The 10784-nt window shown below is 68.6% G+C and carries 13 protein-coding genes, 1 pseudogene and 1 riboswitch; of the genes and pseudogenes, 8 read left to right on the plus strand and 6 right to left on the minus strand.

Annotated elements, in window-relative coordinates:
* Positions 1-215, plus strand: a pseudogene (locus NBX02_RS03690) (hypothetical protein); the annotation flags it as partial.
* Positions 216-280: 65 nt separating this feature from the next.
* Here the strand turns inward: NBX02_RS03690 and trhA are convergent.
* Entirely contained in the window at positions 281-901 is a 621-nt protein-coding gene (gene trhA, locus NBX02_RS03695; protein ID WP_445548248.1) for a PAQR family membrane homeostasis protein TrhA, read from the minus strand.
* Between the two features lie 399 nt (positions 902-1300).
* Between trhA and NBX02_RS03700 the strand changes: the two genes are divergently transcribed.
* The 3 genes from NBX02_RS03700 to msrA all read left to right on the plus strand — a co-directional run bounded on the left by NBX02_RS03700 (position 1301) and on the right by msrA (position 6352).
* Positions 1301-3124, plus strand: a complete 1824-nt coding sequence (locus tag NBX02_RS03700; protein WP_250281478.1) for a phosphoenolpyruvate carboxykinase (GTP) — start codon at positions 1301-1303, stop codon at positions 3122-3124.
* A 913-nt stretch (positions 3125-4037) separates the two neighbouring features.
* Entirely contained in the window at positions 4038-5330 is a 1293-nt protein-coding gene (locus NBX02_RS03705) for a PhoH family protein (protein WP_445548247.1), read from the plus strand.
* 359 nt (positions 5331-5689) lie between these two features.
* On the plus strand, positions 5690-6352 hold the full coding sequence (msrA, locus tag NBX02_RS03710) for a peptide-methionine (S)-S-oxide reductase MsrA (RefSeq protein ID WP_250281512.1): 663 nt from the start codon (positions 5690-5692) through the stop codon (positions 6350-6352).
* A gap of 109 nt (positions 6353-6461) precedes the next feature.
* On the opposite strand, the gene NBX02_RS03715 is transcribed toward msrA, so the two are convergent.
* From NBX02_RS03715 to NBX02_RS03735, 5 genes are all read right to left on the minus strand, one after another.
* Entirely contained in the window at positions 6462-6752 is a 291-nt protein-coding gene (locus NBX02_RS03715; RefSeq protein WP_250281473.1) for a hypothetical protein, read from the minus strand.
* Between the two features lie 42 nt (positions 6753-6794).
* On the minus strand, positions 6795-6986 hold the full coding sequence (locus NBX02_RS03720; RefSeq protein ID WP_250281471.1) for a hypothetical protein: 192 nt from the start codon (positions 6984-6986) through the stop codon (positions 6795-6797).
* 204 nt (positions 6987-7190) lie between these two features.
* Positions 7191-7415 carry a hypothetical protein gene (locus NBX02_RS03725; protein ID WP_250281469.1) on the minus strand — a complete coding sequence of 75 codons (225 nt, stop codon included), beginning with the start codon at positions 7413-7415 and terminating at the stop codon, positions 7191-7193.
* A gap of 63 nt (positions 7416-7478) precedes the next feature.
* Positions 7479-7667: a hypothetical protein gene (locus tag NBX02_RS03730; protein WP_250281467.1), complete on the minus strand. Its 189-nt coding sequence runs from the start codon at positions 7665-7667 to the stop codon at positions 7479-7481.
* Between the two features lie 151 nt (positions 7668-7818).
* Positions 7819-8103 (minus strand): type II toxin-antitoxin system TacA family antitoxin, encoded by a 285-nt coding sequence (locus NBX02_RS03735; RefSeq protein ID WP_250281466.1) that lies wholly within the window; start codon positions 8101-8103, stop codon positions 7819-7821.
* Positions 8104-8400: 297 nt separating this feature from the next.
* Here NBX02_RS03735 and NBX02_RS03740 point away from each other — a divergent pair, with 297 nt between their 5' ends.
* The 4 genes from NBX02_RS03740 to NBX02_RS03755 all read left to right on the plus strand — a co-directional run bounded on the left by NBX02_RS03740 (position 8401) and on the right by NBX02_RS03755 (position 10761).
* Complete coding sequence (locus tag NBX02_RS03740) at positions 8401-8652, plus strand: type II toxin-antitoxin system Phd/YefM family antitoxin (RefSeq protein WP_250281464.1); 252 nt, start codon at positions 8401-8403, stop codon at positions 8650-8652.
* 2 nt (positions 8653-8654) lie between these two features.
* Positions 8655-8912: a type II toxin-antitoxin system RelE family toxin gene (locus NBX02_RS03745; RefSeq protein WP_445548249.1), complete on the plus strand. Its 258-nt coding sequence runs from the start codon at positions 8655-8657 to the stop codon at positions 8910-8912.
* A gap of 141 nt (positions 8913-9053) precedes the next feature.
* Positions 9054-9339: riboswitch (cobalamin riboswitch) on the plus strand.
* 41 nt (positions 9340-9380) lie between these two features.
* Entirely contained in the window at positions 9381-10010 is a 630-nt protein-coding gene (gene bluB, locus NBX02_RS03750) for a 5,6-dimethylbenzimidazole synthase (protein ID WP_445548250.1), read from the plus strand.
* A gap of 265 nt (positions 10011-10275) precedes the next feature.
* Complete coding sequence (locus tag NBX02_RS03755; protein ID WP_250281459.1) at positions 10276-10761, plus strand: SRPBCC family protein; 486 nt, start codon at positions 10276-10278, stop codon at positions 10759-10761.
* The last annotated feature ends 23 nt before the right edge of the window (positions 10762-10784 follow it).

Genomic DNA, 10784 nt, shown 5'->3' on the forward strand with positions numbered 1-10784 from the left:
TCACCACCCTGTCCGTTCCGGTGATGACCAGGCTCCGGCAGCCGGAACGCCAGGTGCTCGACACGCTGGTCGACTCCGGGGTCGCGCGCAGCCGGAGCGACGCGCTGGCCTGGTGCGTCCGGCTGGTCGGTGACAACGCGCAACCGTGGCTGGCCCGCCTGCGGGAGGCGCTGGAGAAGGTCGAACAGGTCCGCGCGGAGGGGCCGGAGCTGTGAGCCCGCATGCCGCCCCGGCCGGCGGGCCCGTGGGATAGCAGGCTTTCGGCCAGACCATTCCCATGTTATGTTGCGTAGATTGCCAGAATGACGGCAATATAGTGACATGTCGCCGCGACGATGGTAAACGCGTGAAAAACCTCGTGGTAGCCGAACGTCCGCGGAGCCGGGTTGGGGCGCCGGGACGCGTAGACAAATGCCCCGAGGCTGTACAGAACGCCACCGGCGAGGATCAGGGCCAGCGCCGCGACGCCGGCGGTGCGCAGCAGCTCGGGTATGACGAAGACCGCCACCCAGCCGAGGGCGATGTACAGCGGCACCATCAGGAAGCGCGGTGAGTGCAGCCAGAGCATCCGCAGCCCGATACCGACCGCGGCGCCGCCCCAGACCACCGCGAGTATCGTCCGGGCGGTCCGCGGCGGAAGCGCGAGCAGGGCCAGTGGTGTGTAAGTCCCGGCGATGAAAACGAAGATCATGGAATGATCGAGCCGTTTCATCAGAGATCGCGCGCGTGATGTTGCCCACATCCTCCGGTGATACAGCGCGCTCGTGCCGAACAACATGGCGATGCTTAGCGCATAAACACCCACCGCCACCCGTGCACGGAACGTCGTGGCCAGCGTAATGGCGATGACGCCGAGTGCAAGGCTGACCGGGAAGGCGCCCGCGTGCAACCATCCGCGCATCCTTGGTCGCACCAGGTCGCTTGGATGGTGACGGAAGTCGCGGCCGGGTGCGGTCGTGGTCACATGGTCACCGTATCTTGCGCCCGTCATGGTTACCAGTGGGCGTCGTTGATCGGCTTCTCGCGGGCTTCGTGACGGAAGATTTGCCCGATTGCGGTGGCTCGACCGCGCGACTGTTGGAAGCTCCCAAGGTAGAGTCAAAAGATCCTGTACACGGCCTCGAATCGCCTATGGCTGTGGCTGATCCACTATGTGCTGGACGGTGATGGCGCGGGCGCGGTGTTGCGGGGTGACGGCGCGTGCGTTCTGTAGCCCCGGGCACGAGTGGACCTTCCATGGCGTGGGCATAGGTGCTATGGCGAGGCCGTGGTGGGCTCGACTCAAGCGGAGGTGGGAGCTGTGACGACCGCGGCGCAGATTTCGGGGCTTGACGCTGCCCCGACCAGGCATGCCGGGCTGCTTGCCTGGGTGCGTGAGATCGCCGAACTCACCCAGCCGGAGCGGATTTGGTGGTGTGACGGTTCTGACGCGGAGTACGCGGAACTGACCCGCCTGCTGGTCGACAAAGGCACGTTCGTCCCGCTGGACCCCGAGAAGCGGCCCGGCAGTTTCTACGCCGCTTCCGATCCCACCGACGTCGCCCGGGTCGAGGACCGCACCTTCATCTGCTCGCGGAATCCCGAGGACGCCGGGCCGACCAACAACTGGACCGACCCGGACGAGATGAAGGTGAAACTGCGGGGCCTGTTCGAGGGCAGCATGCGGGGGCGCACGATGTATGTCGTGCCGTTCTGCATGGGCCCGCTGGGCTCCCGTATTTCGGCGCTCGGAGTCCAGCTCACCGACTCGGCATATGTCGCCGTGTCGATGCGGACGATGACCCGTATGGGCGCGCCCGCCCTGGAGCAGCTGGGTGACGACGGTTTCTTCGTCCCGGCCGTGCATTCACTGGGTGCCCCGCTCGAGCCCGGTCAGGAGGACGTGCCATGGCCGTGCAACTCGACCAAGTACATCACGCATTTCCCGGAGACCCGGGAGATCTGGTCGTATGGTTCGGGCTACGGTGGTAACGCCCTGCTCGGCAAGAAGTGCTACGCTCTGCGTATCGCCTCGGTGATGGCCCGGGACGAGGGCTGGCTGGCCGAGCACATGCTCATTCTCAAGCTCACCTCGCCCGCCGGGAAGGTCCACTTCGTCGCGGCGGCGTTTCCGTCGGCCTGTGGCAAGACCAACCTGGCGATGCTCATTCCCACCCTGCCGGGCTGGAAAGCCGAGACCATCGGTGACGATATCGCCTGGATGCGTTTCGGGGAGGACGGCCGACTTTACGCGGTGAACCCGGAGGCCGGTTTCTTCGGGGTGGCGCCCGGCACGGGCGTGGAGACCAACCCCAACGCGATCGCGGCCCTGTGGGGCAACACGGTCTTCACCAACGTCGCCCGCACCGACGACGGCGACGTGTGGTGGGAGGGGCTGACAAAGGACAAGCCGGCCCATCTGACCGACTGGAAGGGCCGGGACTGGACGCCGGATTCCCCCGAGCCGGCCGCGCATCCCAACGCCCGTTTCACCGTGCCGGCGGGCCAGTGCCCGACGATCGCGCCGGAGTGGGAGGACCCGAAGGGCGTCCCGATCTCGGCGATCCTCTTCGGCGGGCGCCGGGCGACCGCGGTCCCGTTGGTGACCGAGGCGCCGACCTGGCAGCGCGGGGTGTTCTACGGGTCGATCGTCGCCTCGGAGACGACCGCGGCGCAGGCCGGCGCGATCGGCAAGCTGCGGCGTGACCCGTTCGCGATGCTGCCCTTCTGCGGCTACAACATGGCCGGCTACTTCGCGCACTGGCTGTCGATCGGACGCAGGACGGACCCGGCGAAGCTCCCGCGGATCTACTACGTCAACTGGTTCCGCAAGAGCGCGCAGGGCCGCTTCCTGTGGCCGGGCTTCGGGGAGAACAGCCGGGTGCTGGCCTGGATCATCGGCCGTCTCGAGGGCGAGGCCGACGGGGTGGAGACCCCGCTGGGCGTCCTGCCTGCCCCCGGAGCGCTGTCCACAGAGGGGCTCGACGTCCCGGCCGAGGACCTCGCCGAGCTGCTCACCCTCGACACCGAGCTGTGGAAGGAGGAGGCGGAGCTGATCCCCGAGCACTACCGGACCTTCGGCGACGCGCTTCCGGCCGAGCTGTGGTCCGAGCAGGAGGCCCTGGTCGAGCGCCTGAAGGGCTGAACGACGGGACACCTGGGCCGGCTGCTCCCCGCTCCGGGGCAGCGGCGGGTGTGACCACGGGGATCGGGCCGGCGTCCGGCATGTGCCAAGGGCGCCGGCCCGATCGTTGTCGTCGCGGCCTTGTCCGGTGCTCTGGCGTCCCTCCCGGGCCGGTGCGTCCCGACGCTGCCCATCCGACGCTGCCCATCCGACGCTGTCCACCTACCGCTGTCCGGCTGCGCCGGCCGTCCGTTTGTGGCCGTCTGTTTGCCGCTGTCTGTTTGTCGCCGTCTGTTTGCCGCGGCCGTGCCGTCTGCCGCCGGTGCGCCTGTTGCCGTCGTTCTGTCCGGCTGATCCGTCCTGCTGATCCGTCCTGCCGATCCGTCCTACGATTTGTCCGGCCGTTCTGCCCGGTTGATCTGTCCGGAGGTCCCGCGGCGTTCTGTCCGGGTCCTCTGGAAATGTCGTCGGCCGGTGCCGTGGCCGCCGGTTCTCCGGCCGGGGCGCGCTCTGTTCTCCGGTCGGGATGTACCGGCCAGGTAAACGCCGGGAAACGTCAGGATACGAACGCGGGGACACATAGTTGTCTGCTACGGCACGGTCCAGAGATCATGATCATGATTGTGGCTGGAGTACAAGCGATTTTCCATCGGCCATCACCATACGGTCGGTGACCGTTGCTGAGCGTGTTGTGCGAAGATGGTCGCGCTTTCGCGGCGGGGGAGCTAACGTGTGGCACTGGGTACGCCGGGTGGGTGTCGCACGACGATGATCCATCAGGCGGGACCAAGATGGCTCAAGTCGTGGTCCGGCACTGGGCCGGGCCATTCGGGAGGCCCCTCGGTGCCGCATTCGCGACAACGCCAGGAGGCCGGTGCCCGGCCTCCCGCGGGGGGCCCGGTCCCGGACTTCCTCCGAATAAGCGGGTGGGCGTGTGCCACGAACGCATGTCGTCGACACAAGCGTGCTCCTGTCTGATCCTGGCGCGCTGCTGCGGTTCGCGGAGCACAATGTGGTGCTTCCTCTGGTAGTCGTAGGAGAACTGGAAGGAAAGCGGAACCACCCCGAACTGGGCTGGTTCGCCCGCGAGGCCCTTCGCCTCCTCGACGACCTACGAATCCGCCACGGTCGACTGGATCAGCCACTGCCGTTGGACGACGGTGGAACGCTACGGGTCGAACTCAATCACACCGACCCGTCGGTGCTCCCACCGGGGTTCCGGGTGGATGACAATGACTCCCGCATTCTTGCCGTCGCGCTCAATCTCGCCAGGGAGGGCAACGACGTCGTCCTGGTCACCAAGGACCTGCCGCTGCGGGTGAAGGCGTCCGCGGTCGGCCTCGCCGCCGAGGAGTACCGGGCGCAGACGCCGGTGGACTCCGGCTGGAGCGGTATGGCGGAGCTCGCCGTCGCCCAGGACGACCTGGACCGGCTCTACGCCCGCGAGACCGTCGAGATCCCGGACGCTGCCGGGCTGCCGTGCCACACCGGGCTGGTGCTCACCGCCGCCGGCGGCAGCGCCTCCGCGCTGGGCCGGGTGACCGCGGACAAGAAGGTGCGCCTGGTCCGTGGCGACCGGGAGGCGTTCGGCCTGCACGGGCGGTCCGCGGAACAGCGGGTCGCGCTCGACCTGCTGCTCGACCCCGACGTCGGGATCATCTCCCTGGGCGGCCGGGCCGGCACCGGCAAGTCGGCGCTGGCGCTGTGCGCCGGCCTCGAAGCGGTGATGGAACGCCGGCTGCACCGGCGGGTCGTGGTGTTCCGGCCGCTGTACGCGGTCGGCGGCCAGGATCTCGGCTACCTCCCCGGCAGCGAGAACGAGAAGATGGCGCCCTGGGCACAGGCCGTCTTCGACACCCTCGGCGCACTGGTCTCCCAGGAGGTCATCGAGGAGATCGTCGACCGTGGCATGCTCGAGGTGCTGCCGCTGACGCACATCCGCGGCCGGTCGCTGCACGACGCGTTCGTCATCGTGGACGAGGCGCAGTCGCTGGAACGCGGCGTGCTGCTGACCGTGCTGTCGCGCCTGGGGCAGGGGTCACGGGTCGTGCTGACGCATGACGTCGCGCAGCGTGACAACCTGCGGGTGGGCCGGCACGACGGGGTCGCGTCCGTGATCGAGACCCTGAAGGGCCACCCGCTGTTCGCGCACGTCACGCTCACCCGCTCCGAACGGTCGCCGATCGCCGCGCTGGTCACCACCATGCTGGAGGACCTCGTCCTGTAAGGCTCGGCGGCCCCGTGGGCGGTCCCACCAGCACCTGCGGCCGCCGCTGGCGGTTCCTGCCAGCGGCGGCCGTTCCCGCGCGGTCTCCGCAGCCCTGCGGGAACCCGGCGGGCCTGCCATCGGCCGGCCGTTCGTCTACCGCGCCGCTGTCCGTCCGGCCCAGCCGGGCGGACCCGGGCTGGACGGGCACGGGCTGGACGGACACGGGCTGGACGAGCGCGGGAATCGGGCGGATCAGGGAACGTACCGGGCGTGGCAGGGGTTGACGTTTCAGGCCCTGTCGCCGAAGTGCCCACGGTGGCGTGGTCATGTTCTTGCCGTGTCACCGCGGGCCGGACAAGTCCCGGAGGTCGTGGAAGATGTTCTTCACCCGCCACAAGTCCACCCTGCCCACGGCCGAGCAGGCGCTGCCCGGCCGTGAGGTACCGGCCTTCGCCGTGCCCGAGCGGCACGCCGTCCTCGGCACACCGCTACAGGGGCCCTTCCCGGTGGGGCTGGCGACCGCCGTGTTCGGGCTCGGCTGCTTCTGGGGCGCGGAGCGGAAGTTCTGGCAGACCCCCGGGGTGTACTCGACCGCGGTCGGGTACGCGGGCGGGATCACGCCGAACCCGACGTACGAGGAGACCTGTTCGGGCCTGACCGGGCACACCGAGGTCGTCCAGGTGGTGTTCGACCCGGCCGTGGTGAGCTACGAGAACCTGCTGAAGGTCTTCTGGGAGGCGCACGACCCGACCCAGGGCATGCGCCAGGGCAACGACGTCGGCACCCAGTACCGCTCGGCGATCTACACCTTCTCGGACGAGCAGCTCGCCGCCGCGCGGGGCAGCCGGGACGCCTTCCAGACCGTCCTCGACACCGCCGGCCTCGGCCCGATCACCACCGAGATCGCCCCCGCCGGCCCGTTCTACTACGCGGAGGACTACCACCAGCAGTACCTGCACAAGGTCCCCAACGGCTATTGTGGCATTGGCGGCACAGGGCTTTCCTGCCCGGTCGGCGTAGCCCAGACCGACGCCGGCTGACCGCGGCCGGGATGGCCCCGGCAGCCGACTGGATGTCCGAGGGTATCCGGCGGTGTCTGTCTCACTCCGTTCCTGCGGTAGCCGCGGATCCACTACGTACGTGGGGAAGCTACCGCTCGAAGATGTCGTGGGTGCCGATGCGCAGCCAGATGACGTGCGGGCCGGGCTTGCCGGGGATCGGCTCGCCGTACGTCCACAGCGCCCGACCATCACGTGCCCACGTCATCTCGAACACCCCGGGCTCGGACTTGAAGCCCTTGACCCGCAACTTCGGGTGGAAGGAGCCCGAAGTCAGCCCTTTACGGAACAGCGCGACGGTACGCAGGAACGCGGCCCGCTGCGCCGGGGAGAGCCGATGGAACTCCGCGAGGAAGCGGGCAACCGGCTCGAAGGTGGGCACGGTCACGACAATAGGGCGAAAGGGGAGCGCCCTTTCGAGGGGTCAGCTTGCCTTCGAGTGTGGGTCCATGGACAGCTCGTGGAGGAGCGCGTCGAACGCGGCATCACTGGTACAGATGACCGATCGTCCTGCGGCAAGGTCCTCGCGCGCTTCGTCGATCGCCTGCTGGGTGGCGGGGTCCGGCTCGTCGACCCACTCGTGAGGCTCCGGGACGGCCACGCCGTAGATCTCCACATACACACTCTAACCCGGGTTGGACACCTGGTGGCGAACCCCGCGACGTCCTGAAGGCCGGCAACTCCACGTCAGGTACCCCAGGCCGACGCCGGCTGACGGCCGGGGTGACTCGGCGGCCGATGGGACGTTTCCAGGTATCCAGCGGTGTCCGTCCTACTCCGTTCCCGCCGTGGCCACGGACCCACGGTGTGCGCGGGGTTGCTACCGTTCGAAGATGCCGTGGGTGCCGATGCGCAGCCAGATGACGTGCGGACTGGGCTTACCGGGGATCTTCTTGAAGCTCTTGACACGGAGCCGGGGATGGAAGTGGCCTGCGACCACTCCCGCAATGAACAGCGGTAACGCCGCGCGGAAGGCGGTTTTCTCCTCCCGGCTGAGCCGGTCGTACTCGACCCGGAAGCGGCCGACCGACTGGAACGTGGGCATGAGGGGACGGTACCGACATTCTTTGCCGACATCCGGCAAGTGCGACCTTCCGGGCGCGTCGCCTCAGCTTGCGCGGGGGTGGGCCTCCAGCTCGTCAAGGAAGGACTCAAAGCCCTCGATGCCGTCGTGGATGACGAAGTCGCCGGCCTCGATGTCCGCGCGTGCTTCGTCGATCGCCTGCTGGGTAGCGGAGTCGGGTTTGTCCGCCCATTCGTACGGCTCGGGGTATGGCCAGGCGTTGGGTTGCGTCACTTCCCACCTCCCCTGGGTCAGGCTAGGCCTTTCGATGGCCACATCGAAGCGGCCTTCAAAGCATGCCCACACATGCGAGCACTGACAAGAACATCGGAGCGTGAGTTAAGACCATTGCCTCGCCCCTGCCTGCTGACGAATCTGCTCGCGGTCACCGTCGCTCGATGACGGAGTCAAGCCATGCGGCGGCGCGGGTCAGGGCGTCGTTGGGCTCCACGGGAGCGTCCAGGGAAGCGAGCAGTTCGTCGAAGAAGTCCGCCGGGACTCTCGTGATGAGTTCGTGCTCCCGGAGTACCTCCACGGCACGCTCCTCCGCGGCGGTTCGCGCGAAGTCCGACGCGGTCTGGTGTGTGAGGGACGCCACACGCTCGATCAGATGCTTGAGCTCGGGCCGCACTCGGAACTCGAATCGTCCTGACGTTGCCGAAGCAGCCATAATCCACATCCCTGTCTTGTCCGTACGAGTGTACGGACAGATGTACGGGGCAGAAAGCGGAGGCCGCCCGGAGCACGCCTGGAAGCGGGCGGCCTCGGCGGCACCGGCCTGTCCTGCCCGGTCGGCATAGCCCAGGCCGACGCCGGCTGGCCGGCCGAGCTCCGCCTGGCCGCCACCGCTACCATCACGATCTTCTTCTCCCGATCCGTCCAGTCGCAAAATGGAACTAACTGCCTGTTTCATCTCATATTGGCAGGTGGGGAGCGTGCCTTCTCCCCGTTTTGTACAATCCGGGGTATGGGTGAGATGCCGATCAGCGAGGCGCGGGACCATCTCGGTGAGATCGTGTCCAGGGCGGAGCACATCCACGAGAGGACTGTGCTCACCCGTCATGGTCGCGCGGTCGCCGCGGTCATTTCAATTGACGACCTGCGGGATCTGGAAAGAGCCGAGGACGAATCCGATCTCATCGCCGCCAGGGAGGCGCTCGCCTCCAGCGAGCCCCGGGTGCCGCATCGGGACGTGATGGCGGAGTTCGGCCTGCTCTGACACTGAAGTACGAGGTCGAGTGGACGACACGGGCCCTGCGTGGACTGCGCAAGCTGGACAGGGCCGCGGCTCGTCGAGTGCTGCTTGCGGTGACCCGGCTGTCGGACGATCCGCGCCCGGCCGGTGTGCGTGCGCTGGTCGGCGAGCCAGCGGGGACACTGCGTCTGCGGGTAGGGGATTACCGAATGGTCTACCTGGTGGACGATGGCCGCATCGTCGTGACGGTGGTCAGGGTGGGGCACCGCAGGGAGATCTACTGATCATGATCGTCGTGTCCTGGGCGGCGGATCAGGACGGACGGGTCCGGGAGCGGTCGGTTTGTGGGATGATCGTGGTGGCATTGTTCGCGAGGTGCCTCAGGTTGCCTGGGGTCTCGGGCGCGTGACCGGGTGACCGGTCGGGCGTGCCCGGGGCGGCCAGGTGGCCGGGGAGAATCGGGAAGCCGGTGTGAGTCCGGCACGGGCCCGCCGCGGTGATCGGGGAGCCGCCGCCCACGCGCACGGGCCGGGTCCGACAGGTGTCGGTCGATGTGGGTGTGTCGTCCGGATTTTTCTCCGGGGCCGCCCCCGCGATCGAGGATCCGTCGGACGCGGCCCGGGAGCAGCCACTGGACCGCGCGGTCCGGGAAGGCGGGCGGTCAGGTGCTGATCCGAGAGTCCGAAGACCGGCCTCGCATCCGTGCCATCCGCCGACGGGCGGGTGGCGGACAGCGGGAGCCTGCCATGCCAGTGGACCTGTACGGCGTGATCCATCAGCGACGGGACGTCCGCGCCCAGTTCACCGGGGCACCGATCCCGGACGGCGTCCTGGGCCGGGTGCTTGCCGCGGCGCACGCCGCCCCCAGCGTCGGGCTGAGCCAGCCGTGGGACTTCATCGTGGTCGAAAGCGAGCGGACCCGGCGTGCCTTTTACGAGCATGTCAGACGGGAACGCGCCGTCTTTGCCGCGGCCCTGACGGGCGAGCGGGCCGCCCGGTTCGCCCGGATCAAGATAGACGGCGTCCTGGAGTCCACGCTTTCCGTCGTGGTGACCTATGACGAGAGGCGTGGCGGGCCCGCCGTCCTGGGCCGGCATGCCATTGCCGACGCGGGGGTGTACTCGGTGTGCCTGGCGATCCAGAACCTGTGGCTGGCGGCCACCGCCGAGGGCCTCGGGTGCGGCTGGGTGTCGTTCTTCCGCGAGCGGGTCGTCCAGGACATGCTGGGTATTCCCGACGGTGTCCGGCCGGTCGCGTGGCTGTGCCTCGGCCCGGTCACGCATCACGAGCAGGTCCCTGACCTGGAAAGACATGGCTGGGCCCACCGCCGGCCGCTGGAGCGGGCGCTCCATCGTGAGACGTGGCGGTCCGCGTCCGACTGAAGATCGAATATAACTGAATGAATATTTCATGTAGCTATAAGTTGCCGTGTCGACATCCACGTCCGTGCCTACGCCCATGTTCTTGATGCGTCCGCGTTCTTGATGAAAGGTAGGGGGCTGTGGCTGACGTCCGTCGGATGAGGGAGCAGCCGGCCATCGGTCCCGGGGCCGCTGCGGTGGCACGGACCGGGTGGCCCGGCCAGATCGGCCGGCCTGGTCGGCCTGACTGCCCTGGCCAGCGCGAACGGACCGGACGGCGGGCGTCATGAGCGGCCGGCGTCGGGTGTACGTGGTGACCCAGCTCTCCCCGGCCGCGCCGTCGGCGGTGTTCGACCTCCTGGCGGACGGCGCGGGCTGGTCGCGGTGGGCGGGTCCGCTCATATCGCGATCGTGGTGGGAGCGGGAGGGCACACCCCAGCCGGGCGGCGTGGGGGCGGTGTGCCGGGTTGGCCGGCCGCCGCTGCTCCTCCGTGAAGAGATCGTCGAGTACCTTCCGGCCCGCCGGCACGCCTACCGGATCCGCTCGGCTCTGCTACCGATACGCGACTATCTGGCGACGGTGGACCTGGCGCCGGTGGGCGGCGGTACCGAGATCGTCTGGCAGGGCAGCTTCGTCCCGCTCATCCCGGGGACGGGAGCGGTACTTGCCGGCGCCCTGAAGTTCTTCATCGGCAGGCTGGCCCGCCGCCTGGCCAGGGCCGCGGCCACCGGCCCGCGTCCGGGCCCGGCGGCCACGCCGCCGGCCACATAGGCATGGCCGGCCCTGCCCCGGTG

The organism is Protofrankia sp. CiP1_Cm_nod1 (assembly GCF_920888515.1).
GTDB lineage: Bacteria > Actinomycetota > Actinomycetes > Frankiales > Frankiaceae > Protofrankia.